General features: G+C 30.6%; 28 protein-coding genes and 3 pseudogenes. All 31 read left to right on the forward strand.

Features of this window, described 5'->3' with window-relative positions; translation table 11 throughout:
* Window positions 1–71 precede the first annotated feature (71 nt).
* Window positions 72–1,790: a biosynthetic-type acetolactate synthase large subunit gene (ilvB, locus tag K324_RS0112720; protein ID WP_026749472.1), complete on the forward strand. Its 1,719-nt coding sequence runs from the start codon at window positions 72–74 to the stop codon at window positions 1,788–1,790.
* A complete protein-coding gene (gene ilvN, locus K324_RS0112725; protein WP_021769600.1) occupies window positions 1,783–2,271 on the forward strand; it encodes an acetolactate synthase small subunit in 489 nt (162 codons plus the stop codon). The genes ilvB and ilvN overlap by 8 nt, the downstream gene beginning before the upstream one ends.
* A gap of 258 nt (window positions 2,272–2,529) precedes the next feature.
* Window positions 2,530–3,279 carry a class I SAM-dependent methyltransferase gene (locus K324_RS0112730; RefSeq protein ID WP_026749473.1) on the forward strand — a complete coding sequence of 250 codons (750 nt, stop codon included), beginning with the start codon at window positions 2,530–2,532 and terminating at the stop codon, window positions 3,277–3,279.
* A gap of 22 nt (window positions 3,280–3,301) precedes the next feature.
* Window positions 3,302–3,989 (forward strand): annotated as a pseudogene (locus tag K324_RS14955) (aspartate/glutamate racemase family protein).
* 31 nt (window positions 3,990–4,020) lie between these two features.
* Window positions 4,021–5,532 (forward strand): 2-isopropylmalate synthase, encoded by a 1,512-nt coding sequence (locus K324_RS0112740; protein WP_026749474.1) that lies wholly within the window; start codon window positions 4,021–4,023, stop codon window positions 5,530–5,532.
* Window positions 5,533–5,558: 26 nt separating this feature from the next.
* A complete protein-coding gene (locus tag K324_RS0112745) occupies window positions 5,559–6,065 on the forward strand; it encodes a DUF4865 family protein (RefSeq protein WP_026749475.1) in 507 nt (168 codons plus the stop codon).
* A 23-nt stretch (window positions 6,066–6,088) separates the two neighbouring features.
* On the forward strand, window positions 6,089–7,069 hold the full coding sequence (locus tag K324_RS14960) for a PDDEXK nuclease domain-containing protein (protein WP_051354472.1): 981 nt from the start codon (window positions 6,089–6,091) through the stop codon (window positions 7,067–7,069).
* 34 nt (window positions 7,070–7,103) lie between these two features.
* Window positions 7,104–7,670, forward strand: a complete 567-nt coding sequence (locus K324_RS0112755) for an NAD(P)H-dependent oxidoreductase (protein ID WP_026749476.1) — start codon at window positions 7,104–7,106, stop codon at window positions 7,668–7,670.
* 221 nt (window positions 7,671–7,891) lie between these two features.
* On the forward strand, window positions 7,892–8,347 hold the full coding sequence (locus tag K324_RS0112760; protein WP_026749477.1) for a hypothetical protein: 456 nt from the start codon (window positions 7,892–7,894) through the stop codon (window positions 8,345–8,347).
* Window positions 8,322–9,164: a metallophosphoesterase gene (locus K324_RS0112765; protein ID WP_026749478.1), complete on the forward strand. Its 843-nt coding sequence runs from the start codon at window positions 8,322–8,324 to the stop codon at window positions 9,162–9,164. Before K324_RS0112760 ends, K324_RS0112765 begins: the two co-directional genes overlap by 26 nt.
* A 19-nt stretch (window positions 9,165–9,183) precedes the next feature.
* The gene (locus K324_RS0112770) at window positions 9,184–10,518 is read left to right on the forward strand and encodes a DUF4272 domain-containing protein (RefSeq protein WP_026749479.1); all 1,335 of its coding nucleotides are present in this window, start codon (window positions 9,184–9,186) and stop codon (window positions 10,516–10,518) included.
* A gap of 47 nt (window positions 10,519–10,565) precedes the next feature.
* Window positions 10,566–11,210, forward strand: a complete 645-nt coding sequence (locus tag K324_RS0112775) for a lysozyme inhibitor LprI family protein (RefSeq protein ID WP_026749480.1) — start codon at window positions 10,566–10,568, stop codon at window positions 11,208–11,210.
* A gap of 34 nt (window positions 11,211–11,244) precedes the next feature.
* Window positions 11,245–12,090 (forward strand): metallophosphoesterase, encoded by an 846-nt coding sequence (locus K324_RS0112780; protein ID WP_026749481.1) that lies wholly within the window; start codon window positions 11,245–11,247, stop codon window positions 12,088–12,090.
* Window positions 12,091–12,191: 101 nt separating this feature from the next.
* Window positions 12,192–12,947, forward strand: a pseudogene (locus K324_RS14965) (YwqG family protein).
* Window positions 12,948–12,973: 26 nt separating this feature from the next.
* On the forward strand, window positions 12,974–13,501 hold the full coding sequence (locus K324_RS0112790; protein ID WP_026749482.1) for a toxin-antitoxin system YwqK family antitoxin: 528 nt from the start codon (window positions 12,974–12,976) through the stop codon (window positions 13,499–13,501).
* Window positions 13,502–13,539: 38 nt separating this feature from the next.
* Window positions 13,540–14,214 (forward strand): annotated as a pseudogene (locus K324_RS14970) (Fic family protein).
* A 49-nt stretch (window positions 14,215–14,263) separates the two neighbouring features.
* Entirely contained in the window at window positions 14,264–15,673 is a 1,410-nt protein-coding gene (gene leuC, locus K324_RS0112800; RefSeq protein ID WP_026749483.1) for a 3-isopropylmalate dehydratase large subunit, read from the forward strand.
* A gap of 25 nt (window positions 15,674–15,698) precedes the next feature.
* The gene (locus K324_RS0112805) at window positions 15,699–16,457 is read left to right on the forward strand and encodes a DNA methyltransferase (protein WP_084533666.1); all 759 of its coding nucleotides are present in this window, start codon (window positions 15,699–15,701) and stop codon (window positions 16,455–16,457) included.
* Window positions 16,457–17,137, forward strand: a complete 681-nt coding sequence (locus K324_RS0112810) for a hypothetical protein (RefSeq protein WP_026749485.1) — start codon at window positions 16,457–16,459, stop codon at window positions 17,135–17,137. The genes K324_RS0112805 and K324_RS0112810 overlap by 1 nt, the downstream gene beginning before the upstream one ends.
* A 58-nt stretch (window positions 17,138–17,195) precedes the next feature.
* The gene (leuD, locus tag K324_RS0112815; protein WP_026749486.1) at window positions 17,196–17,771 is read left to right on the forward strand and encodes a 3-isopropylmalate dehydratase small subunit; all 576 of its coding nucleotides are present in this window, start codon (window positions 17,196–17,198) and stop codon (window positions 17,769–17,771) included.
* A 28-nt stretch (window positions 17,772–17,799) separates the two neighbouring features.
* A complete protein-coding gene (locus K324_RS0112820; RefSeq protein ID WP_026749487.1) occupies window positions 17,800–18,351 on the forward strand; it encodes a DUF2262 domain-containing protein in 552 nt (183 codons plus the stop codon).
* Window positions 18,352–18,385: 34 nt separating this feature from the next.
* Window positions 18,386–19,192 carry a DUF2262 domain-containing protein gene (locus tag K324_RS0112825; RefSeq protein ID WP_026749488.1) on the forward strand — a complete coding sequence of 269 codons (807 nt, stop codon included), beginning with the start codon at window positions 18,386–18,388 and terminating at the stop codon, window positions 19,190–19,192.
* 198 nt (window positions 19,193–19,390) lie between these two features.
* A complete protein-coding gene (locus K324_RS0112830; RefSeq protein ID WP_026749489.1) occupies window positions 19,391–19,765 on the forward strand; it encodes a hypothetical protein in 375 nt (124 codons plus the stop codon).
* A gap of 436 nt (window positions 19,766–20,201) precedes the next feature.
* On the forward strand, window positions 20,202–20,672 hold the full coding sequence (locus K324_RS0112835; RefSeq protein WP_026749490.1) for a hypothetical protein: 471 nt from the start codon (window positions 20,202–20,204) through the stop codon (window positions 20,670–20,672).
* A gap of 21 nt (window positions 20,673–20,693) precedes the next feature.
* Window positions 20,694–21,749 (forward strand): alpha/beta hydrolase family protein, encoded by a 1,056-nt coding sequence (locus tag K324_RS0112840; RefSeq protein WP_036095818.1) that lies wholly within the window; start codon window positions 20,694–20,696, stop codon window positions 21,747–21,749.
* A gap of 120 nt (window positions 21,750–21,869) precedes the next feature.
* Window positions 21,870–22,127 carry a hypothetical protein gene (locus K324_RS0112845; RefSeq protein ID WP_026749492.1) on the forward strand — a complete coding sequence of 86 codons (258 nt, stop codon included), beginning with the start codon at window positions 21,870–21,872 and terminating at the stop codon, window positions 22,125–22,127.
* Window positions 22,128–22,162: 35 nt separating this feature from the next.
* Window positions 22,163–22,621 (forward strand): hypothetical protein, encoded by a 459-nt coding sequence (locus tag K324_RS0112850; protein WP_026749493.1) that lies wholly within the window; start codon window positions 22,163–22,165, stop codon window positions 22,619–22,621.
* A gap of 105 nt (window positions 22,622–22,726) precedes the next feature.
* On the forward strand, window positions 22,727–23,104 hold the full coding sequence (locus K324_RS0112855; RefSeq protein ID WP_026749494.1) for a type II toxin-antitoxin system RelB/DinJ family antitoxin: 378 nt from the start codon (window positions 22,727–22,729) through the stop codon (window positions 23,102–23,104).
* A gap of 3 nt (window positions 23,105–23,107) precedes the next feature.
* Window positions 23,108–23,383 carry a type II toxin-antitoxin system YafQ family toxin gene (locus K324_RS0112860; protein ID WP_026749495.1) on the forward strand — a complete coding sequence of 92 codons (276 nt, stop codon included), beginning with the start codon at window positions 23,108–23,110 and terminating at the stop codon, window positions 23,381–23,383.
* Between the two features lie 14 nt (window positions 23,384–23,397).
* Window positions 23,398–23,847: an OmpA family protein gene (locus K324_RS0112865; protein ID WP_026749496.1), complete on the forward strand. Its 450-nt coding sequence runs from the start codon at window positions 23,398–23,400 to the stop codon at window positions 23,845–23,847.
* A gap of 47 nt (window positions 23,848–23,894) precedes the next feature.
* Window positions 23,895–24,953: a 3-isopropylmalate dehydrogenase gene (gene leuB, locus K324_RS0112870; RefSeq protein ID WP_026749497.1), complete on the forward strand. Its 1,059-nt coding sequence runs from the start codon at window positions 23,895–23,897 to the stop codon at window positions 24,951–24,953.
* Window positions 24,954–24,967 lie beyond the last annotated feature (14 nt).

Consider the following 24,967-nt stretch of genomic DNA (forward strand, 5'->3'; position numbering starts at 1 on the left):
TATCATAAACCAAGAAAATTAAATTATCGACAAATTAATAAAAAAAATCAAAAAGAAAAGGTGGTTGAAAAATGAGTAGCGAAATGATAAATGGTGCGAGAATGCTGTTGGAGTGCCTTCATAGAGTGGGTGTGACTGATATGTTTGGGTATCCTGGTGGAGCAGTAATACCCATTTATGATGAAATTTACAGCTTTGATAAAATTAAACATTATTTTGCAAGACATGAGCAAGGGGCGGTGCATGCGGCAGATGGTTATGCGAGAGTTTCTGGAAAAGTAGGAGTTTGTCTTGCAACTTCTGGGCCAGGAGCAACAAATCTAGTTACAGGGATTATGACTGCACACATGGATTCTGTACCGTTACTAGCGATAACAGGGCAGGTAAGAAGCAACTTACTTGGTAGGGATGCTTTTCAGGAAACTGATATTGTAGGAATTACTGTTCCAATAACAAAAGGAAATTATCTGGTGCAAAACATTAAAGATATTCCAAGAATTATAAAAGAGGCTTATTTCATAGCTTCTACAGGAAGGCCGGGGCCTGTATTGGTAGATATTCCAAATGATATTCAGCAGCAGGAAATATCTTATGAGGAATTTAACAAGCTGTTTGACAAGGAAGTGCAGCTGGAAGGATATGATCCGACTTATGTTGGGCATCCTGTACAGATAAAAAGAGCTCTATCATTGATAAAAAAGGCTAAAAAGCCGTTAATTATAGCAGGAGCAGGAGTTATGAAATCAGGGGCTTCAAAGGAACTTTTTGAACTGGCAAATAAAATGGATATGCCTGTAACTACAACTCTTCTAGGACTTGGGGCATTTCCAGAAAATCATGAATTATCGCTTGGAATGCTTGGAATGCACGGGACTGTTCCGGCGAATTATGCTACAGATGAGGCAGATTTGGTAATTGCGGCTGGGATAAGATTTGATGATAGAATTGCAGGAAATCCGAGTAAATTTTGTGAACGTGCGAAATTAATACATATAGACATTGATCCTGCTGAAATTGATAAAAATAAAAAGGCTGATGTGCCGATAGTTGGGGATTTGAAAAACGTACTTTCTGAAATCAATAAGGAATTAGAGCCGCAGGATCACAAAGAATGGACAGATAAAGTAAAAGAATGGAAAAAAGAATATCCATTGGCACATAGAGATGTTGGTAAGGATAAATTGCTTCCACAGGAAGTATTAAAGGCAATTAACGATATTCTGGATGGGGATACGATTGTTGTAACAGATGTCGGACAGCATCAAATGTGGGCTGCACAATATATGACTTATAAAAATGCAAATAGTATTGTAACTTCAGGTGGAGCTGGAACAATGGGATTTGGAGTGCCAGCAGCAATTGGAGCTCAAGTTGGGGCGAGAGATAAGAAAGTTGTGTTAATCGTTGGAGATGGTGGTTTTCAAATGACACTTGAAGAAATTATGATGATTAGACAGTATAACTTGCCAGTAAAAGTAGTAATTATAAACAATTCATTCTTGGGAATGGTTAGACAATGGCAGGAATTATTTAAAGATAGAAGATATTCTTTTGTTGATTTGGAATGTAATCCTGATTTTGTGAAAATTGCTGATGCGTATGGTATAAAATCAGAAAGACTGAAGACAAAGGCAGATTTGGAGAATAAATTAAAAGATTTGATTTTATCAGATGAAGGAGTGATACTGGATTGTATTGTTGAAAGGGAAGAAAATGTGTTCCCAATGATACCTGCAGGAAAAACTGTAAGTCAGATGATAGGTAAGAAAGGAGTGCTGGAAAATGATTAAGGAGCATGAAATATTAATAATTACTAAAAATACAAACGGAATTGTATCAAGAATAATGTCGATGTTCAATAGAAGAGGATATTCAGTAAACAAAATGACAGCTGGAGTTACAAACAAGCCAGGTTATGCAAGATTGACACTTACTGTGGATGGAGATGACAAAGCCTTAAACCAGATTCAAAAACAAGTTTATAAAATCGTTGACGTTGTAAAAGTAAAGATTTTCCCATCGGAAGGCGTTATAAGACGTGAACTTATGCTTATAAAAGTAAAATCTGATGCTCAAACAAGAGCTCAAATCGTTCAAATTGCAGATATTTATCGTGGAAAAGTGCTGGATGTGGCACCAAACTCGCTTGTAATAGAACTTACAGGAAATGTGAAAAAATTACGTGGATTTGTAGAAATGATGAAAAGTTATGGAATACTCGAAATCGCCAAAACAGGGGTTGTAGCAATGAGTAGAGGCGAAAAAATGTAATATTTTCAGAATTTATACAAAACTCTTTTTAAATAACGAAATTATTACAAACTTTTCAAACAAGAAAACATAATAAAAATAGAAAAACTATTATTAAACAAAATAATTTGATACTAAATATCGTTAGAAAACAGAAACTGTAGTAATAATGAGAACCTTGCTAAATAATATGTATTTTAAAATTTATTAAATATTCACTATTTAAATCAGGAATAGTATCAAAGTGTAATTTTAAAAAAACAGAAGGAAAATATTAAAATGAAAGTAAGTCAGCATTGGGAAAAGGAAAAATATGAGAAAAATGCACGTTTTGTATCAGTTTACGGAGAAGAGCTGATTGAATGGTTAAATCCTCAAAAAGATGAGTATATCTTGGATTTAGGCTGTGGAGATGGAGTATTGACTAAGAAAATTACTGAATATGGGTGCAAAGTTTTAGGACTTGATGGAAGTCAGAAATTTGTTGAGGCAGCAAGAAAAATTGGGGTTGAGGCAGTACAGGGAGATGCACAGAATATGAAATTTGAAAATGAATTTGATGCGATTTTTTCCAATGCGGCGCTACATTGGATGACTAATCCGGAGAAAGTAATGGAAGGAGTATCTCGAGCCTTGAAAAAAGGTGGACGTTTTGTAGCCGAGACGGGCTGTAAAGGAAATGTGGGAAAAATAGAAAATGCTATTTTTGAAACTGTAGAAAAACATAACCTGAAAGCTAAAAAATGCTGGTTTTTTCCAACTCCAGAAGAAAAAACGAAATTACTTGAAAAATATGGATTAAAAGTCAAAAGAATGATAAGCTTTCCCCGTCCTACTTTGCTTCCAACTGGGATAAAAGGATGGCTGCAAACTTTTTCTGCACCTGCTCTTGTAAACGTTCCGGTGGAAATGCATGAAAAACTGATTGATGAAATAACTGAAAAAGTTGAAAAAGAACTGGAAAGAAACGAAAATGGACAAATTTTGGCTGATTATGTGAGATTGAGATTTGAGGCTGTAAAAGAATAGATAATTTGAAAGGAAGATGAATTTGAAAACTATAGGATTAATAGGAGGAATGAGCTGGGAAAGCACGGTAACTTATTATAAAATAATAAATGAAACTGTAAAAGAAAAGCTTGGTGGACTTCATTCAGCTAAATGCATATTATAGTGTGGATTTTCAGGAAATAGAAGAATGTCAGGCAAATGGCAACTGGGAAAAAAGTGGAGAAATCTTGGGAGAGGCTGCTAATAATCTTGAAAAAGCAGGAGCAGACTTTATAGTTATTTGTACAAATACAATGCATAAGGTTGTTAACCAGATTAAAGAAAAAATCTCCATTCCAATATTGCATATTGCTGAAATGACAGCAGAGAAAATATTAGAAAAAGGATTAAAAAATATAGCATTGCTTGGGACAAAATATACGATGGAACAGGATTTTTACAAATCAAAACTTATTGAAAAGGGTATAAATGTTATAATACCTGATAAGAATGATATAGAAATTATAAATGAAGTAATATATGACGAACTTTGTCTTGGAACTATAAATTCTGATTCAAAAAAGAAATTTTTAGAAATTGTTGATAAGCTAAGAAATAAAGGAGCAGAAGGTATAATATTAGGATGTACTGAAATAGGGCTTCTTATAAAAAATGCGGATACTGATGTTCCATTATTTGATACAGCGATTATTCACGCAGAGCAGGCGGCAATGTATTCTATAAAATAAAATGAAAAGTATTACCTATAAGGAGGAGATAATGAAAAAACATATTAAAATATTCGATACAACGCTAAGAGATGGAGAACAGACACCACGTGTCAATCTTAATACACAGGAAAAATTGAGAATTGCAAAACAGCTTGAAAGTCTTGGGGTTGATGTGATAGAAGCTGGATTTGCGGTGGCATCACCAGGAGATTTTGAATCAGTTAAATTAATTGCTGAAAATATTGAGAAATCTACAGTTACAAGTTTGGCAAGAGCTGTGAAAAAAGATATTGAAGTAGCGGCAGAGGCAGTGAAAAATGCGAAAAAACCAAGAATACATACATTTATTGCAACTTCTCCGATTCATAGGGAATACAAGCTAAAAATGACAAAAGAGCAGATTTTAGAAAGAGTAAAGGAAATGGTGTCTTATGCAAAATCGTTTATTGACGATATTGAATTTTCTTCAGAAGATGCGACTAGAACTGAAAAGGAATTTTTGGTGGAAGTATATGAAACAGCTATAAAAGCTGGGGCAACTACACTTAATGTACCTGATACAGTAGGTTATAGAACTCCAAATGAAATGTTTGAACTTATAACTTATTTGAAAAAAAATGTTAAAGGGATTGAAAATGTGGATATTTCTGTGCATTGCCATGATGACTTGGGACTTTCTGTGGCAAATTCGGTTGCGGCGATTCAAGCTGGAGCCACTCAGATTGAGTGTACAATTAATGGACTTGGAGAAAGAGCTGGGAATACTTCACTTGAAGAGATTGCAATGATTTTGAAAACGAGAAAAGACTTGTTTGAAGAATATTACACAAACATTGATTCAAAGCAAATTTACCCAACAAGTAAATTAGTAAGCCTTTTGACAGGAGTTTCAACACAGCCAAATAAAGCAATTGTCGGAGCGAACGCATTTGCACACGAATCAGGAATCCATCAGCACGGAGTTTTAGCAAATCCTGAAACTTACGAAATTATGAGTCCAGAATCAGTTGGAAGAAATCCAGACAGCTTAGTACTTGGAAAACATTCAGGAAAACACGCTTTTGTACAAAAATTAGAATCGTTAGGATTTAATCATGTCGGAAGTGACAGAGTGGAAGAATTATTTGCACAATTTAAAAAATTGGCAGACAAGAAAAAATATGTTTTAGATGAAGACATTATCGCATTAGTTGCCGGAGATGCAGCAAAAATCGAAGGAAGAATAAAACTTACTCACTTTGAAATTTCAAGACAGGAAGGGAAAAAGCCAAAAGCGACAGTTACCATTGAACTAGATGGAGAAAAACTGGTTAAAGAAGCTCTTGGAGATGGGCCCGTTGATGCGGCTTATAATGCTGTTAATCTAGCGGTAAGTGATACTTTTGTTCTGGAAGAATACAAGTTGGAGGCAATAACTGGAGATACTGATGCACAGGCACAAGTAGTTGTGATTATTGAGAAAAATGGAAACAGATTTATTGGTAGAGGACAAAGTACGGATGTGGTTGAGGCTAGTATTAAGGCTTATATTAATGGGATAAATAGATTATATAGTAATTAAATGGAAAATATTGGGGGATAAAAGATATGATAATGATGCAGTATAAAGTAAAACTTCCAAATGATTTTGATATGAATAATATTAGAAAAAGAGTGCAAGAAAATGGATTTAAAACAGATGGATTTGAAGATTTATTTTTTAAAGTCTATTTAATCTCTGAGCAAAATAAAGAATATTCGCCATTATACTTTTGGAAAGATAACAAAGGAATGAATAAATTCATATTTGATGGTTTCTATGATAATATTTTAAATTCTTTTGGATGGCAGACTATAAATATTGGAATACCATTGTTGCAAGAGTTTAATGAAAACTTTTCTAAAGCAAAATATTTATTAGAAATAGAGAATGAAATAAAACCGATGGAAAAAATGAAAAGAATGGAATTTTCTATATCAGATGATAAAATTGTCGGAAGAACATTAGTATATAACCCTGAAAATTGGAAACATACAGAGTATTATTTTTTTGAAGATGCTCCTAAAGAAGTAGAAAATTCAAAAGTGTACGAAGTTTTGCATATTTCTCAATAAATTAAGATAAGAGAAATAGATTTATTGGTAGAGGACAAAGTACGGATGTAAATTCGGCAATGGTAGAAGTATATTGGGAAATTGGAAGAAAAATCGTAGAAGGGGAACAGCGTGGGAAAGAAAGAGCTGAATACAGTAAAGAAATTATTAAAAATTTATCTAAGGAATTGACAGAAGAATTTGGAAAAGGATTTAGTAGAAGAACATTATGGGAAATGCGGAAATTGTATGTATATTTCTCAGATTATGAAAGAGTGCGAACACTGTTCGCACAATTGACATGGTCTCATTTTCAGAAAGTTTTAAGAGTTTCTGATGAGAAAGCTAGAATATTTTATTTGACAGAAGCAGCAGAAAATATGTGGTCTGTAAGAACGTTAGATAGAAATATATCTACACTTTATTATAATCGTATTATTGCAAGTATTGATAAAAAAAATGTTGAAAATGAAATGAAAGAAAAGACAAAAAAACTACAAGTTGAGGAATTTATAAAAAATCCAGTAGTTTTAGAGTTTCTAGATTTGCCAACAAATATGTCTTATACAGAAAATGAATTAGAAAAAGCACTAACAGATGATATTCAAAAGTTTATGATGGAACTTGGAAAAGGTTTTGCATTTGTGGAAAGGCAACAGCATATTCGTACAGAAAATTCAGATTTTTATATTGATTTGGTATTTTATAACTATATTTTGAAATGTTTTGTTATAATAGAATTAAAAACTGAAAAATTGAAACATCAGGATATTGGACAACTTGATATGTATGTCAGAATGTATGATAATTTAAAAAAACAGGAAAATGATAATCCGACAATAGGACTTCTTCTTTGTACGGATACAGACAGAACTATTATAAAATATTCAGTTTTGAATGACAATAAAAATCTTTTTGCAAGTAAATATGTAAATTATCTGCCTAGTGAAGAGGAATTAATAAACGAAATCGAAAGACAGAAGACATTGTTTGAAAGTAAAAAGAATAATGAAGTGGAATATTAATTATAAAATTGATTACGGAAAGAAGGGAATAAAAGTGAAAACAGTGATTTTTTCACATCCATGGGATGGAAGTTTTAATAAGGCAATTTTAGATCAAGTAGTGAAAAAGCTAGATGAAACAAAAGAAAAATACACAGTTATTGATTTAAATAAAGATGGATTTAATCCTGTGATAACTGAAAAAGAACTGAGCTTATATTCACAGGGAAAAAGTATTGATCCTTTAGTCTTAAAGTATCAGGAAATTTTGAAAAATACAGATGAACTAATATTGATATTTCCGATCTGGTGGATGTCAATGCCTGCAATACTGAAAAGATTTTTTGATAAAGTTATGGTTAAAGGCTTTGCATATGAAAGCACAAAAAATGGGATAAAGGGGCTTTTGACTAATATAAAAACCGCAAAAATGATTACGACAGCTGAAGCGCCTAAGATTCTATTAAGTATAACAGGATTTGGAATTACTATGAAGAAAGCTAATCTTGGTGGTGTTGGAATAAAGAAAACAGAATGGATTCATTATACTTTGAAAATGCAGGGAACAGATGAGGATAGAAGAAAATTTCTTGAAAAAGTTGGAAAATTTATGAGTAATTAACAAGGAAAGAAGGAGCTATCTCAAAATTGAAAAAATATGGAAACTATATTTATTCATTTTCTATTTTGAATTGTGAAATTATAAATAATTTGTAAATATAGTTTTTACAGTATTTTTTAATTTTTTAGACAGTCCCATTGGAAGGTTTATATTATGAAAAAGAAAAATTTAATTTTTGAAATTCTTAAATAGTTAAATAAAAAATTAGATGGAGAATAAAAATGAAAAAAGGATTTTTTTGGTTATTCTACTTGTTGTTTTTAATATTTTTTGATATTATTTTGGTGATTATAAGATTTAATAATAGCATTTATGATTTTTTAACAAGTTTGAATATAAAAAATGAGTGGATTTTAGAAAGATTATTTTCACTAGAAGAAATTATTTTTATCATCATTAGTTTGATTTTTGCTTATTTAATTTCAAAAATAAAAGTGAATAAAAAAAGTTTGTTAATCCCTCCATTAATTATAGTAACAATAAAAGCGGTGATACTTTTTTTTGTATTAAAATACATAACATCCCTTGATGATACAGGAGAAAGTATATTTTTTACATTTTTCATGGTAGCAGGCTTTGGAGCTTATATGGGAATGATGAATTTATACTTTTATTTGGGGTTATTGTTTAATTTATTTAGAAGGAGAAAAAATGAAAGGAAAAAGTTGGATTCTTAAAATTTTATATGGTTTTTTAGGATTAATTATAGTATTTTTAGTGTATTCGCATTACGAATATCGGAATATAAAGATTAAAACAATTGAGATAAAGTCTAAGGATTTGCCAAAAGAATTTGATGGAAAGAAAGTGCTGTTTGTAGCGGATTTTCAGTATGATACTATGGCACGATATAATAGAAAACAGCAGAAAAAGGCGATTGAGCTGATTAATGCACAGAAGAAGGATATGATACTGCTGGGGGGAGATTATGCGACTTGGGAGAAAAATATTCCTAAGTTTTATGAAGACGCTAAGGATATAAAGATTCCGGAACTTGGAGTATATGCGATTTATGGGAATCATGAGTATCCAGGAGAAAAAGAAACGGCTGAAAATATGAAAAAACTTGGATTTAATCTGCTCGTAAATGAAAATAGGAAAATAACAATTAACAATGAAAATATATATATCGCAGGAGTAACAGACTTGTGGCATGGAAAGCCTGATGCAAAAAAGGCTCTTGAAGGATTGAAAAAAGAGGACTTTGTATTATTTTTGACTCATAATCCTGAATATTTTGAGGAAATGACAGAAGATGAGAAGGAAAAGGCAGATATGACACTTGCTGGACATACTCACGGCGGACAGGTTACTTTCTTTGGAAAAATTATTATGTCGGCTATAAAGGATAAGAAGAAATATGGTTATGGAATGAAGGAATATAATGGTCATAAAATATACATTACTTCAGGATTAGGAGGGGCTTTTCTTGAAATGTTTATTAGATTTTTTGCACAGCCTGAGATTGTGATTTTTGAGTTAAAGAAAATTTAGATTTAGAAAGAGAGAAGAAATGGGAATATTTGATTTTTTTAAAAAGAATAAGGAAGAAGAAATTCCTTTAAGGATAGCTAAAGATTTTCATTTTCATTCAGTTGTTGGAAAAAATGGGGATGGAACTGCACGAAAAATTGTTGAGTATTTTGGAGATAAAGTGGAAGAAGCGGTTGATACGCATAAAAATTTTGTGGATGAAGATGTTCTATCATATTTTGAAGGGGAAGATGCTGAAAAGGAGTTTCCAATACAAGAGTGGACACGAATTTTTAGAATAAAATTAAAAGATGGTACAGAAATCAATGGGGAAATTGATGATAGTGAAATGGCTGCAAAATATGGTGCTGGGCTTGCAGAACATTTTTCAGATGTGAATATAAAAGATGAAAATTTGAAGCAGATGTTATTGACTCAAATTGCATTTTTCAATTGCAGAACAAAATTAACGGCAACTTTTGATTTTTACAAAAGTGGGAAAAAGAAAAACGAAAAGATAAAACTGTTGGATTTTATTTTGGGAGCAGGAAAAAGTTTTGATGGTTATTCGTTATTTAGTACAGAAACTTTATATTCGCCTGATAAAAAAGTATTTGTTTCAAAAAAGATAGGAACAGAATTTAAAGAGTTTACGCCGTTTATTCCTAAAGAATTGATTGATAATTTTGAAATGACAGATGAAGATAATGCTAGAATGGCGAGAAGTATTGAAAAAATAAAGGCTGATGGATTGCCATATCTTGAGAATATGCATACAAGTATTTCGGAGGCGAGGGCTGTTATTCCTGATAAAGAATTGATTATAAAAAGAGCAGCTGCAATACAGATGACAGGAATTGCATCAGAACTTTATAATGAAATGCAGGAAAATGCCAAAGAAAAAATCAAAGAGTTTTTTGAAATATTTGAAAAGCAATACGAGATTAAAGAAGTTTTGACTAATGAAGAAAAAAATTATCTTGAAAAATACACAGATGATGTAAGAATAAATTCGGAATATAATTGGCGTTATGAATGCCCACCAGTACTGCTATGGGCTTTATCATTACAGGAATTAACAGATTTGAGTACAATTTGCAATGTTAAAGGAACAATAGAATATTTTATGGAAAATGATTTAGAAACATTGATGAATAAAGCAGAATTACGTTCAAAAGATGAAATAATGGATATGCTTGATTATTTGTACAGGCTTAACTGGAGTGCAGTGGAACTGAGAATACGTCCTGAAAATCATAATAACAAGAAATTCCCTTATAATGAAAGTATTATTCATTTCAGAAGATTGGCACTGGAATGGCTTGTACAGCCTGAAAAAAGTATTGAATATGTTGAAGCGGAGATGCATACTTAGAAAATTTGACAAGATGAAAAACTAAATAAAAGGAGCTGCTGAAAATTATGAATAAAAAGATAGTAATTGGGATATTTGCAATGTTATTTTTCGGAGGAGGGTTTTTACTTTATAATTCTTATCAGGAAGGCAGAAAGTTGGATGTACAGGCAAAAAAATTAGATAATAGGGCTAAGGAGCATGAAATTTTACAAAACCAATCTGAAGAAAAAGCCAAAGCAACTACTGTCACATCGGCTACAGCTGAAGCCAAAAATACAAATAAGCAAGTAGCAAGTTCAGTAAACAGCAGTAATTCTGTAAAAAATAAAACTACTTATGAAAAGGATTTGAAAAGCAGAATGACTTCTGCAAATGAAGGTAATGTTAGTTCTGAAATTGATGCTTTAAGAAATAATGAAAATGCTAATGAGGCATGGACTAAAGAGCTTGATAAAATATATTCACTTTTAATGTCAGAACTTTCAGGAAGTCAGAAAACAAAACTTCAAAATAGCCAGAAAGCATGGATAAAAAGTGTAGAAAAAGAAGTAAATACAGCAATGGATGAGTATTGTCCTGCGGATTCAAATGGAGAAAGGGTAGGATGTGGAACATTAGGAGGACTGGAAGAGATGAGGATAAGAGTGAGAAGAACAAGATCTAGAACGTTGGAATTGGCAAGAATGTATGATGAAATGCACAATAAATAGATTTAATATTTGAAAAGGATTAAGAGGGAATCTTATGATAAATAAAAAGAACATATTATCAATTTTAGGAATTTTAACAATATTTTTTTTAATTTGTCTAATTTACGCACATTATGAGTATACACAGCTCAAGGTTAGAACAATAGAAATTGCCTCAAAGGATATTCCAAAGGAATTTGATGGAAAGAGAATTGTGTTTGCGGCGGATTTTCAGCTGGATACTTATGCAAGATTTAATCAGAAGCAGCTTGACAGGATTATTAAACTGATAAATGAACAGGAGAAGGACATTATAATTCTTGGTGGTGATTATACTAACTGGACTGGTAAAATTCCACGATTTTACAAAGGAATGGAAAAGTTGGAAAAGCCTAAATATGGAATTTATGCAGTTTTTGGAAATCATGATTATAATTCTGTGGAAAAAAATATGGCTGGACTGAAAAGTCTTGGATACAAAGTGTTGGTAAATGAAAATGATAAAATAACAGTAAATAACCAGAGTATCTACATTTCAGCAGTTGACGATTTACTAAAAGGGAAACCTGATGCACAGAAAGCTCTTCAAGGAATAAAAAAAGATGATTTTAATATTTTTGTTACGCACAATCCTGATTATTTTGAAGAAATGACAGATGAACAGAAAGAAAGAGCTGATATGACTTTGGCAGGGCATACTCATGGCGGGCAGATAACACTGTTTGGATTGATTTTATGGGCTGAGATTAAACATCCTTGGAAATATGGGTACGGTTTGAAGGAATATGACGGACATAAGATTTATACGACTTCAGGTGTTGGTGGCGGAGCATTTGAGATGTTCATAAGATTCTTTGCACAGCCTGAGATTGTGGTGCTAAAATTGAAAAAAATAAATTAAAAACTGGAAAGAGGTACGATATGGAAGATAAAGAATTAAAGAAGTTGGCAAAAGAGATTTTTGAAAAAATTAAAAAAAAGTATTATGAAACAGCAAAAGAAATGATTGTTGCAAATGCTTTAGTCAATGCTTCAAAAAAAATAAAAATAACAGACAGTAAAATTGAAGGGATTCCATATATTCCAAAAGGGAGTAAAATTCCAACAAATTCAGAAGGAAAACAATTTATGTTTCTTGCGCAGATAAATTGTGAGGATTTGAAGTAGCTTGAAGATTTTCCGCAGGAGGGGATTTTGCAGTTTTGGATTTTGGGAGAAGATTTACTGGGATTGGATTTTGACGATTATACAAATCGAGATGGATTTGATGTGATTTATTATGAAAAAATTGAAGATTGTCATTCGGAAGTTGAGTTTAAGAAAATGTATAATCCTTATAGGGAAAATTCAGGAAATTTAGAAATAGCAAATAAACCTTGTAAAATGAATTTTTCTTTGGAAAAACAGAAAGAAAGTTTTAATTATGAGTTTTTAGAAAAACTTTATGAAGAAGTGTTGAAGGAAGAAAATCTTAAATTTGAAGAAGATAATGAATTATATGAAGAAGTAGAAAGAATCTATGAAGATGAATTATATGAAGAAATTGTTGGGACAAAATGCAACGGATTTCCATATTTTACTCAATTTGAACCAAGAGATGAAGAACAATTGAAAGAATACGATACTTTGCTATTTCAGATTGACAGTGGAGGAGAAATTATGATTGGAGATTGTGGAGTGATGAATTTCTTTATTAATAGAGAGAAATTAAAAAATAAAGATTTTTCAGATGTTTTTTATAATTGGGATTGTTATTAATTATTTTACGAAAGGTCTGAAAGTTAATGAAGTTTAAATTTTTAAATTGTATATTTCTGATATGTTTTATATTTGGCGGTGTACTGTATTCGGATGAAAAAAGACAAGTTGAAGAAAAAGAAGTTGAAATTATTGATGGAAAGGCTTATGTAAAAGGAGAAAATAAGCCGTTTTCAGGGAATATAATAGTCCGATATGACAGTGGAGAAATTTCAAGTGTATATGCTCTTAAGGAAGGGTTGAGGCAGGGAATAACAAATTATTATTATAAAAATGGAAAATTAAAAGCCGAACTTATTTATGTTAATGATAAACTAAACGGAAATGTGAAAGAGTTTTATGAAAACGGAAATATCCAATCAGAAACAGAATACAAAGATGATGTTTTATACGGAAAAAGAATAGAGCGGTATGAAAATGGGAACTTGAAAATGACATCTGAATGGAATCGATTTTTGGATGGAGAAAAAATAGAATATCATAAAAATGGTAAAGTTAAGAAAAAAGAAAGTTTTAAAAAAATAAAAGATGAAATACAGGAAAAAATTTTGTAAGGGAAATAAAGATTATAACTGATAGAAAGTTGGGGAAAATGGATATAAAAAATATAAATTATGAATATTTTTTAGATTTATCAGTAAGAATGACATATCATTCAAATGCCATTGAAGGAAATACATTGACATTGAATGAGACGGCTACAATTATTTTGGATAGCACAATACCAGGCAGCAAGAGTGTTCGTGAAGTTTTTGAAGTTTTGAATCATAAAAGGGCGATTGACTATATGATAAGTGAACTTGAAAATGATAAAAAACTTGATATTTACGTGATAAAGAGTATAAATAAGGAAATTTTGGATAGGTTAAATGATAATGCAGGAAATTTTAAAAGAAATAGTAATGCAATAATTGGTGCAAATTTTGAAACTTCTACACCAAGTCAAGCACCAATTCTTACAAAAAATTGGATTGAAAATCTTAATTATAGGCTTGAATTATGTAAAAATGATGATGAAAAATTATTGGAAATATTAAACTCTCATATAGAATTTGAACGAATTCATCCCTTTAGTGATGGAAATGGATGAACGGGAAGACTGATTATGATGCATCTGTGTTTTCAGGAAAAAATAGCTCCATTTGTAATCGAAAAGGAAGATAGAGCCTTGTATATGAGTTATTTAAGGGAACAAAATATAGATATTATTTTTGAAAAAGTAAAGGAATTACAGAAATTTGAGCAAAAAAGAATGGATAAATTTTAAAAAAAATTTATAAATAAAAAAACGGAGAGAAAAAGTGGAGGATAAAAAGATGTCAGAAATGAAAAAACCAAAAACTTTGTTTGATAAAGTTTGGGAGAAACACGTAATTACAGGAGAGCCTGGAGAAGCACAATTGCTTTATATAGATTTACACTTAATTCATGAGGTTACTTCGCCACAGGCGTTTTCAGGATTGAGGCTTGCTGGAAGAAAGGTTAGACGTCCTGACTTGACTTTTGGAACGATGGATCATAACACGCCTACGATAATGTCGCAAAGACTAGATATAAAAGATAAGATTTCTAAGGCGCAGCTTGATGCACTTGCTGCAAACTGTAAGGAATTTGGGATTGAACTTGTTGATATGTTTAATGAAAATAATGGAATTGTGCATATGGTAGGGCCTGAACAAGGACTTACGCAACCTGGAAAAACTGTAGTTTGTGGAGATAGCCATACTGCGACGCATGGAGCATTTGGAGCGATTGCATTTGGAATTGGGACAAGTGAAGTTGAGCATGTTCTGGCAACACAGACAATTTGGCAAAAAAAACCTAAGACAATGGGAATTGAAATTACTGGAAAATTACAAAAAGGTGTATATGCAAAAGATATTATTTTACATATAATTAAGACTTATGGAATTGGACTTGGAAATGGATATGCCTTTGAATTTTTTGGAGATACGATAAGAGGGCTTTCGATGGAAGAAAGAATGACAATATGCAATATGGCGATTGAAGGTGGTGGAAAATCAGGAATTATTGCACCTGATGAAACTACATTTAATTATGTGAAAGGAAGAAGGTTTGCACCAAAAGGTGAGGAATTTGAGAAAAAAGTGGCTGAATGGAAGGAATTATATACAGATTCTGTAGAAGCCTTTGATAAGCATATAAAAATAGATGTTACAAATCTTGAGCCACAAGTTACTTGGGGAACAAATCCTGAAATGGGCATCAATGTTACAGGAACTTTCCCTGAAATTAAAGATCACAATGATGAAAAGGCCTACGAGTATATGGGCTTAAAACCGGGGCAGACTCCATTTGATATTCCTTTAAAGCATGTGTTTATAGGTTCCTGTACAAACGGAAGACTGAGCGATTTGGAAATTGTCGCAAAAATTGTAAAAGATAAAAAAGTTGCACCAAATATTACAGCAGTCGTGGTTCCTGGCTCACAAGTTGTAAAAAAGGCAGCTGAAGAAAGCGGAATAGCACAAATTTTGAAAGATGCAGGCTTTGAATGGAGAGAAGCTGGATGTTCCACTTGTCTTGGAATGAACCCTGACTTGATACCAGCTGGAGAGCATTGTGCCTCAACTTCCAACAGAAACTTTGAAGGACGGCAAGGAAAAGGAGCAAGAACTCATTTAGTGAGTCCTGCAATGGCTGCTGCGGCTGCAATTTATGGGAAATTTGTGGATGTAAGGGAATTGGATGAGATTTGCGAATAATTTAAATAAAAAGGAGAGGTTTTTTATGGAAAATTTTACAATTAGTTTATTTGAGAAAATAGAAAATAAAAAAAATAAAATAGAGTTTTTGAAAAAAAATATAAATTCAGAAATACAAAAAGAAATACAATTATTAATTAACAAAAAAAATAAAATGAATGGATTAGATTTGTTAAAGCAAATAAAAGATGAAACCTTAAAAGTGATATTTTTTGACCCGCAGTATCGTGGAATTTTAGATAAAATGTCTTATGGAAATGAAGGAGTTAAAAGAGGAAAGGAACGTTCTGAATTACCACAAATGACAGAAGAAATTATAAAAAAGTTTGTAAAAAATATAGAAAGAGTGCTGCTTCCAAACGGTTATTTATTTTTATGGGTAGATAAATTTCATTTAGTTGAGGGAATAAAAAAATGGTTTGATGAGGTTTCGGCTTTACATACTGTTGATATGATAACTTGGGACAAGAAAAAGATAGGAATGGGGTATCGCTCCAGAAGAAGAAGTGAATATCTTGTTATTATACAAAAAGAACCTAAAAAAGCAAAATCTACTTGGGTATTGCACGATATTCCAGATGTTTGGGAAGAAAAAATAGTGAAAAATCATACTCATTCAAAACCAATAGAACTTCAAAAAAAGTTAATACTAGCAACTACTTTTGAAGGTGATTTAGTGTGTGATCCAGCTTCTGGTGGTTATTCTGTGTTTGAAGCTTGTAAAGAAATAAATAGAAATTTTATTGGTTGTGATATTGTGTATGGAAAGGAAGAGGAAAATTAATGAAAATTAGGAATGCTAAAGGAAGAATAGATGGAAATTCAGGATATACAAGAACTTTAGGAAATGAAGAACTTGGAAAATTAATTTCAAAAGTGCAGGCAACTGTAATTTCAAATGGGACAGAGTTAGAAAGATTAATTATTGAAAGAAGTGAAATAATTAAAGATATTGATGATTTTATTGATAAAGCTACAAAAGGTAATATAATAAATGGAACTTATCTTTGTACTAAAAAAATTTTTAAAAAATCAAATAAATATACGAAAGGTGTAGAAGGAATAGAGCCTGATTTATTGATTTTTATTATAGAAAATATGAGGATATGTAAAGTTATTGAATTAAAAGATGGCGATACTTTTGATACAAAAAAAGTAATTGGTGAAAGACAGCATTTAGAAGAATTTTCAAAAAATTTTGGTTCTAAAATACCTTTTGTAATAGAATTTTATATATGTTCTTTTAATCAAGAAGATAAAGAAGCAATAAAAAATGGATTTAAGGGTGCATTTGAGTATGAAAATATAATGACTGGAAGAGAATTATGCCAAATTTTAGGAATAAATTATAATGAAATTATTCAAATTAGAAAAAATGATATAGAGGATAATTTTAATTATCTTGTAGAAGAACTTTTAAAAATTCCTGAAATAATGAATGAAATAAAAAAGATATTAAAATAAATTTTAAAAAAAGGAGGACGTATGATAAGAAAATACTTGGTTTATCATACAAAATAAAATGAAACCATTTACAAAATATGAAGGAACAATCGTTCCAATAATGAATGACAATATTGATACGGATCAATTAATTCCAAAACAATATTTAAAAAGTATCGAAAAAACAGGATTTGGACAATATGTGTTTGATGAATGGAGATACAATGAAGACAGAACAGATAATATGGATTTTAATTTAAATAAGCCTGAATATAAGACAGGAACAATTTTGATTACAGGAGATAATTTTGGTTGCGGTTCTAGTAGGGAACATGCGGCTTGGGCATTGCAGGATTATGGATTTCATGTAATTGTTGCAGGAGGGTATTCAGGAATATTCTACATGAACTGGCTAAATAACGGACATTTGCCAATAACTTTGCCAGAAGCTGATAGACTGGAACTGGCTAAACTTCCTGGGGATGCTAAAGTGGTAGTTGATTTGGAAAATAACAAGCTGACAGCAAATGGGAAAGATTATTTCTTTGAGCTGGAGGAAAGCTGGAAACAGAGATTACTGAAAGGGCTTGATTCGATTGGGCTGACTTTGGAGCATGAAGATGAGATTAGGAAGTATGAGGAGAATCATAGATAATTTATAGAAGTTTTAGAAAGGATTGCAAATGAAAAATTGGAAACTTACAGATACAGATTTTTATGATGATAATTATGAAGAATATGAGTATGTTCGGAAAGTAATGTGGAAAAATCATGAAATAGAGATTATTTTACTTTGTAATAATGAAAATAAAGTTAGTGAAGAAGAAATAGAAGAAATAGTTGACAAAATTATGGAAAATAAGGATTATTGGGATAAAAAATGTAAAAATTTATTTGCTGATAAATTTGTTGACTGGTTTAATGAAGAAAAATGGATAAAACCAGAATATTCTGAAATTTATTATGAAAATAAAGATATTTCTGATGTTGAAAAAAAATTAATTGAAATAATTGGAAAAGAAGATACAGAAAAAATTATGAAAAATAATTTTCTTACAAAAGAAGCGTTTAAAAAGTTACTTGATAATGAAGATATGGAAATAACAATTGATTTAACTGACGATGATGAAAATAGTTTTTCTATTACTATGTACGAAAGATTGTTTTTTGTTGATAAAATGTTTTATGCTGAGTGTAATTTTAATGGTGAAATAGACGAGTTTTATATGGATTAATTTTCTTAAATTTTTTTAGAAAGGAAAATCAGATATGGAAATTCAGGATTTTGGTGAAAATACATCTAGTAGTTATTTTAAAGAATGGTATGGGAAAATCATTTGGAAAGGTAAAGAAATACGGGTAAGACTAACAATTTCTAAAGAATGTGATAATATTGAAATTGAAAAAGAAAAAATGTTTAAAATTTTCGAAGAATTGTATCTTAATCAGGATGAATGGAACGAGAAAGTGAAAGATACGATGGTTAAGTATTTTTATGATGTGTTGAATGATGATTTTTTTGATGATGGAGCATTTCCAGAATATCCAACTTGTTACGATATGCTGTTTGAGGTTTTAAAAGATGATTTTACAAAAGAAGAAGCTGAAAAGGCATATAAAAATAATATATTTCCACTAGACAAGTTTAAAAAATATATTTTTGTTGAAAGTATTGAAATAACAAGTGAAGGAAATTTTTATTTTGAAGTAGCTGATGATTATACAGTTGTGGGGGATAACTGGATTTGGTTAAAAGGGAATATTGATAAGGGATTTTTTGCTGCAAGTTTTGATGATCTTTTTGAATTTGTCACTGACTTAGAATTAAATGACGAGTTTTCTTCAATTCTTCGGGAAAAATTTAAAATAGGTTATGCAGATGCTAGTAGTTTTTTTGTATCAAGAAGAGAAGGCTTGACAAAACTTTATTATAAGAAGAATCACAAATTAGCGGCAATTGGAAATTATAAAGCTGGGAAAAAAGAGGGAATTTGGGAATTCTATGATGAGGATGGGAAATTGACTAAAAAGGTTAATTATGTTAATGATATTGCTGAGGAAGAAGTTGTTTATTGAAATAATAGAATAAAAATTAGAAAGAAAAATTTAAAAGATGGCAGAAAAGTCAAAAAGACAATTAAAAATGGAAGAATATTTTAAATAAAATGGGATAGAGTATGATAAAAATTTTGTTTATGGTATTAATAAAAAAGAAAGAAATTTTGAATTTGTAACTGAAATTTTTTGTATTTTGCGAAGGGAGAATATTGATTTATGTTTTCAATATTAGGTGCAGTATTATTTGGAGTTATAGCAGCTATGACAGTTCTTGTTGCTTGCGGTTTGCCTTTGGGGGAATTTACAATGGGTGGACAACATAAAATCTTACCCAAGAAATTTAGAGTTATGGCAATCATTTCAGTGGCTATCCAAATTTTTGCAATGATAATTATTTTGCAAGCCGGAGGTTTTATTTCCTTGTGGCTGCCTTTTAAGGTTACTAAATATATTTGTTTTTTCTTTGCTGTCTACCTATCTCTGAATACTATTATGAACATGATTTCAAAAAGTAGAAAAGAAAAATATGCTATGACTCCGCTTTCATTTATAGCAGGAATATGTTTTTGGATAACGGCATTTCAGATGTAGTATGTAAAATGAGGATAATCTACAGTGCGTCAAATTAAAAATTTAAAGTAAAAAATACATATAAAAAAATTGATTTTTAATATTAATTATTTATAAGCTCATGTATTTTTAATTATATATATAATAAAACATTACATTTTTTTGATTGGTGCTATTTAATAACTAATTTATTTATATTTTTATAGCATTATGTAGTAGATAAAAAATCTAAAAAGAATATGTTAATCCTATATGGATTTTAACTTGATTCACAAAATTTAAAAAATATAAGTGAAAAAATAGAAACTATTTATTACCTATGTCTTTTTTTAAAACTTATATCATGATAAATTTTATGATGAGGATGGGAAATTAACTAAAAAGGTTAATGATGTTGTTGAGGAGGAAGTTGTTTATTAAAATAATAGAATAAAAATTAGAAAGGAAAATTTAAAAGATGGCAGAAAAATCAAAAGAACAGTTGAAAGTAGAAGAATATTTCAAGCAAAATGGGATAGAATATGATAAAAATTTTATTTATGGTATTAAAAGAGAAAGAAATTTGAATTCATTTTTGATGATGGGGCTTATTGGATTGATTATGAAAGCAGGGATGAAGCCGTGTTATATACTTTTTAAGGAGAATGAAATATTATTTTTCGAAGTTGGGATGCTTGGTGGAATTAAAGGGCTTTTAACAAGAATAGATGTTGATGATATAGAAAAAATTGATTTAAAAAAAGGAATCTTAAATTATAAATTGACGATATCAGTAAGAGTTGGGGATAAAATAAAAAAAGAAATAATAAATTTTGCCCAAATTAATGGAAAGGCATGGTGGATACAGAACAGAAATAATTTGATTGAAAGTGGTTATTTTGAAAAATTGGCTGAAAGAGTCGGAAAAAGAAGAATGTTGGAACAATAAATAAAAAAGAAAGGTGAATTTATGAAAAAAATATTACTTTTATTGTTAATTTTAGCAACTTTTGTAGTATCTTGCGGGAACGGAGGTAAAAATTCAAACGCAAATACAGAAGTTCAAAAGAGTGAAAAAAATAGCAAAGAAATTGATAATAGTTTTGATTTTGAGATATATGGAGAAACATTGGAAGAGGCTCATAAAAATTTTAAGACAAAGATTGTCGATGGGCAAAAAACGGAATTTGTACCAGATGGAAAACCAGGTATTCCCCCTAAAAACAGCAAGTTTTCATTGGTAAATTATCCATCAAAATTAGGAGAAATGCCAATGTATATTACAGCAAAAGAAAATAACGGGAAAAAATATCCTGCAATTATATATTTAAACGGTGGATTTGGTGGAATTGGAGATAGTGAGTTTGGCTGGGATGAAGAATCGCCTAAAAATAATTATCAAGGGGCAGGTGCATTTAAAAGAGATGATTTTGTACTTGCAATACCAAGTGCTAGAGGAGAAAATGCAAATGCTGGAAAATATGAAATGTTTTATGGGGAAATTGAAGACTTGGAAGAAGCCAGAAAATATGTGGCATCACTTCCTTATGTTGATCCAAATAGAATTTATCTCGTTGGACACAGTACAGGTGGGACAAAGGCTTTGCTTTTGAGCGAATATTCAAAAGGTTTTCGAGCAGTTTTTGCAATAGGTGCCTTGCCAGATTTCTTTTGGGCAACAGAAAAACCAGATGAATATGGCGGAGTTCCATTTGATTTGACAAATCCTAGAGAAATAGCAGTAAGATCATCACTTCGATACGTCCGTTCAATAACAGCACCAACTTTTCACTTTGAAGGGCAGGAAGAAAGAAGAGATATTCTATTTGAGCCTATGCAAAAAGCCGCAGACAAATACAAAATATCATTCAAGAAATACCGAATTGCAGGTGGAGATCATTTTAATATACTTTATCCATTAACGACAATGATTGCAAAAAAAATACTAGCTGATACAGGGGCAAAAACAAATATTCAGTTTAGCAATGGGGATTTGGATGTGATTTCAAAAGGGATTGTTAAATAGCAGATAATTTGATTTCAGAAATTTGATTGAAAATGAAAAATTGTCGATGTAAAAGTAGAAGATACGAGTTAGAAAATAAATTTCAAGTTTCAGATATAATCTGAAAAAAAGGAGATATCTATGTGGTCAAAAGGAATTGAGTATAGAAAGCGGGAAAAAGAAAAACTTTCTAAAATAAGTTCAAAAGATTTACCGTTTGATGTGTTTGTAAAAAATGGAGAATTAGTCAGCTGGAGAAGAAGTGGCTGGTGTAAGAGAGCTTATCAGTTTTACAAAAAAAGCTGTAATCGGAATTTTAGAAGAAATAAAAATCTTGAAACTTCAATTAAAGGGAATTATTACAGAAAGTGCTATGAGTTGCAGTATGCTTGGATTTAACAAAAAATTTTCAGATGACTAGGAGATAAAAAATTATGCGAACTATCAAAGAATGGAATAAAATAATAGAAAATTATTTTAATGAAAATAATATTGAGTATGACAGAAATTATTTGTGTTTTCTTCCTGAAAACAATTTTATAAAAGTGCTTTTTGATAAAAAACTTATTTACGATGTTAACGAGGATTTAAGAGAAAGTATTATAGTTTTATTTAAGAAAGACAATATAGAAATATTTTCGTGTGATGTAACATTAAAAATATCTTCAGGAATACAACTTTCAAATATAGGTAAAATAAGGAAAATAGTCTCACGGGAAAAAGTAAAGGTTTTAAAATTAGTAAAAAAAATAATGAGATATAAATTATATTTTAAATTAGATAATGAAAGTAAAGCTTTTAGAATTGATATTTTTTATAGATTTAATAAAAACTGGGTAGTTGAAAATATAAATTATTTGATAGAAAATAGATTAATAGATTTTAAAAAATGAAAAAAGTAAATTTTTTTTGAAAAAGTTAATTAAAATATTGATTTTTGCACTATTTAGTAATACAATTACATTGTATAACAAAAGTATTACAAAGGAGTGGTAAAAATGGCTACAGTAACAGCTAGAGTTGATGAAAATGTTAAAAAAGAAGCGGAAACATTATTTAAAAAAATGGGGCTTAATATGAGTACTGCTATGAATTTATTTTTGAAGAAGTGTATTTTGGAGCAGGGGATTCCGTTTGAGTTGAAAGTTCCAAATGGAGAAACTAGAAAGGTTCTGGATGAAGTTGAGAAAGGTGTTGGATTAAGTAAAACTTTTGATAGCATAGATGAGCTAACGGAAGACTTAGAAGATGATGAGAAAACTTCAAATAAAGAAACTTTAAAGGCAATGCAGGAAACTGATGATATTTTGAGTGGTAAAATTGAAAGAAAAGGGTATAATAGTGCTGAAGAATTATTTGAGGATTTAGGGGTTTAGTGGATGAAATTGACAATAAAGACGACCAAAAGGTTTGATAAGGACTTGAAAAAATTAAAGAAAAGAAAATATGATTTAATATTACTGGCACAGGTTATTAATAAATTATCTGATAGTGAAATTTTGCCTGAAAAATATAGAGATCATTGTCTTACTGGCGATTATAAAGGATTTAGAGAATATCATATTCAGACTGATTGGCTCTTAATTTATAAAATTGAAAAAAATATTTTGGTTTTGACATTGTTGAGAACTAGGACACATTCGGATTTGCTTTAAATTGGAGGAATTTTATGAAAAAGTTTATTTTATTTTGTATATTTATAATTGTGAATATCTCTTTTTCAACAACATTAGTAGTACCTTGCAATAGAGAGGAGAAAAAGTGTGTTATAAGAGGTTTTAAAGTTGATGGGAGAATAATAACTGAGTATCAGATATTTGATCTTAAAGAAATTGTAAATGTTTTAAATAAATTTGGAGAAAGTGGAACTGTAGATTTCGTAGGGTATACTGATTCAACTGGAACAAAGAAATATAATCAAAAATTATCGTTGATAAGAGCTAGAAATGTTGCTAGAATACTTAGAGAGCTTGGTTTAAAAGATACTATTTCAATTGGAGAAATAAGTGGTAAAGGAGAAGATGATCCAGTTGATAAAAATGAAACAGATATAGGAAAATATCATAATAGAAGAGTAGAGATTTTATTTAATAATTTAAAATGGAAAAATTTTGAATAAAAAAGTTAAAAAAGATGATATAAAAAATTTAGAAAGGAAGTAAAAAAATGAACTACAAAATTGCATTATTAAAAGGGGACGGAATTGGTCCAGAAATTGTTGATGAAGCGGTAAAAGTTTTGAATAAAATTGGAGAAAAATTTGGGCATAAATTTGAGTATACGCAAGGATATTTGGGAGGAGAATCTATTGATAAATATGGGATTCCTTATTCTGAAGAAACTGCGAAAATTTGTAAAGAGAGTGACTCGATTTTGTTAGGATCAGTTGGAGGACCTAAATGGGATAATGTTGATCCTGATAAAAGACCTGAAAAAGGACTTCTTGCGATAAGAAAAGACTTGGGAGTTTACACAAATTTAAGACCAGCGGTTTTGTTTAAGCAATTGAAAAGTGCTAGTCCATTGAAGGATGAAATAATTGGAGAAGGGCTAGATGTAATGATAGTTAGAGAGCTTACAGGAGGGATTTATTTTGGACCTAGAGAATATTCTGATGAAAAAGCTGTCGATACATTGCCATATACAAAAGGAGAAATTGAAAGAATTGCAAAAAAAGCATTTGAAATTGCAAAATTAAGAGGGGAAAAAATTACAAGTGTGGATAAACACAATGTTTTAGATACTTCAAAATTGTGGAGAAAAGTAGTGGAGGAAATTTCAAAAGATTATCCAGAAGTGGAAGTTTCGCACATGTATGTAGATAATGCAGCAATGCAGCTGATTGCTAATCCTAGACAATTTGATGTGATTTTGACTGAAAATATGTTTGGAGATATTTTGTCAGACGAGGCCTCAATGCTTACAGGATCACTTGGAATGCTGCCATCAGCGAGTCTTGGAGATGGAAAAGTCGGACTTTATGAGCCAAGTCACGGTTCAGCACCTGATATTGCTGGAAAAAATATTGCAAATCCGATAGCAACAATACTTTCAGCAGTAATGATGTTAAGATATTCATTTAATCTTCAAAAAGAGGCTGATGCAATAGAAAAAGCTGTGGAAGAAGTGCTAGAAGCAGGATTTAGAACAGCTGATATTTATACAGATGGTATGAAGAAAGTTGGAACTGATGAAATGGGAACTGAGATTGCTAATAGAATTTAGGAACTAAAAATTTT

This window comes from Leptotrichia trevisanii DSM 22070 (assembly GCF_000482505.1).
GTDB classification, from domain to species: Bacteria; Fusobacteriota; Fusobacteriia; order Fusobacteriales; family Leptotrichiaceae; genus Leptotrichia; species Leptotrichia trevisanii.

Bases quoted from the DNA above. Each gene is read 5' to 3' on its own strand.
- ilvB (WP_026749472.1), top strand. From the start codon at position 72: ATGAGTAGCGAAATGATAAATGGTGCGAGAATGCTGTTGGAGTGCCTT.
- ilvN (WP_021769600.1), top strand. From the start codon at position 1,783: ATGATTAAGGAGCATGAAATATTAATAATTACTAAAAATACAAACGGA.
- K324_RS0112730 (WP_026749473.1), top strand. From the start codon at position 2,530: ATGAAAGTAAGTCAGCATTGGGAAAAGGAAAAATATGAGAAAAATGCA.
- K324_RS0112740 (WP_026749474.1), top strand. From the start codon at position 4,021: ATGAAAAAACATATTAAAATATTCGATACAACGCTAAGAGATGGAGAA.
- K324_RS0112745 (WP_026749475.1), top strand. From the start codon at position 5,559: ATGATAATGATGCAGTATAAAGTAAAACTTCCAAATGATTTTGATATG.
- K324_RS0112760 (WP_026749477.1), top strand. From the start codon at position 7,892: ATGAAAAAAGGATTTTTTTGGTTATTCTACTTGTTGTTTTTAATATTT.
- K324_RS0112765 (WP_026749478.1), top strand. From the start codon at position 8,322: ATGAAAGGAAAAAGTTGGATTCTTAAAATTTTATATGGTTTTTTAGGA.
- K324_RS0112770 (WP_026749479.1), top strand. From the start codon at position 9,184: ATGGGAATATTTGATTTTTTTAAAAAGAATAAGGAAGAAGAAATTCCT.
- K324_RS0112775 (WP_026749480.1), top strand. From the start codon at position 10,566: ATGAATAAAAAGATAGTAATTGGGATATTTGCAATGTTATTTTTCGGA.
- K324_RS0112780 (WP_026749481.1), top strand. From the start codon at position 11,245: ATGATAAATAAAAAGAACATATTATCAATTTTAGGAATTTTAACAATA.
- K324_RS0112790 (WP_026749482.1), top strand. From the start codon at position 12,974: ATGAAGTTTAAATTTTTAAATTGTATATTTCTGATATGTTTTATATTT.
- leuC (WP_026749483.1), top strand. From the start codon at position 14,264: ATGTCAGAAATGAAAAAACCAAAAACTTTGTTTGATAAAGTTTGGGAG.
- K324_RS0112805 (WP_084533666.1), top strand. From the start codon at position 15,699: ATGGAAAATTTTACAATTAGTTTATTTGAGAAAATAGAAAATAAAAAA.
- K324_RS0112810 (WP_026749485.1), top strand. From the start codon at position 16,457: ATGAAAATTAGGAATGCTAAAGGAAGAATAGATGGAAATTCAGGATAT.
- leuD (WP_026749486.1), top strand. From the start codon at position 17,196: ATGAAACCATTTACAAAATATGAAGGAACAATCGTTCCAATAATGAAT.
- K324_RS0112820 (WP_026749487.1), top strand. From the start codon at position 17,800: ATGAAAAATTGGAAACTTACAGATACAGATTTTTATGATGATAATTAT.
- K324_RS0112825 (WP_026749488.1), top strand. From the start codon at position 18,386: ATGGAAATTCAGGATTTTGGTGAAAATACATCTAGTAGTTATTTTAAA.
- K324_RS0112830 (WP_026749489.1), top strand. From the start codon at position 19,391: ATGTTTTCAATATTAGGTGCAGTATTATTTGGAGTTATAGCAGCTATG.
- K324_RS0112835 (WP_026749490.1), top strand. From the start codon at position 20,202: ATGGCAGAAAAATCAAAAGAACAGTTGAAAGTAGAAGAATATTTCAAG.
- K324_RS0112840 (WP_036095818.1), top strand. From the start codon at position 20,694: ATGAAAAAAATATTACTTTTATTGTTAATTTTAGCAACTTTTGTAGTA.
- K324_RS0112845 (WP_026749492.1), top strand. From the start codon at position 21,870: ATGTGGTCAAAAGGAATTGAGTATAGAAAGCGGGAAAAAGAAAAACTT.
- K324_RS0112850 (WP_026749493.1), top strand. From the start codon at position 22,163: ATGCGAACTATCAAAGAATGGAATAAAATAATAGAAAATTATTTTAAT.
- K324_RS0112855 (WP_026749494.1), top strand. From the start codon at position 22,727: ATGGCTACAGTAACAGCTAGAGTTGATGAAAATGTTAAAAAAGAAGCG.
- K324_RS0112860 (WP_026749495.1), top strand. From the start codon at position 23,108: ATGAAATTGACAATAAAGACGACCAAAAGGTTTGATAAGGACTTGAAA.
- K324_RS0112865 (WP_026749496.1), top strand. From the start codon at position 23,398: ATGAAAAAGTTTATTTTATTTTGTATATTTATAATTGTGAATATCTCT.
- leuB (WP_026749497.1), top strand. From the start codon at position 23,895: ATGAACTACAAAATTGCATTATTAAAAGGGGACGGAATTGGTCCAGAA.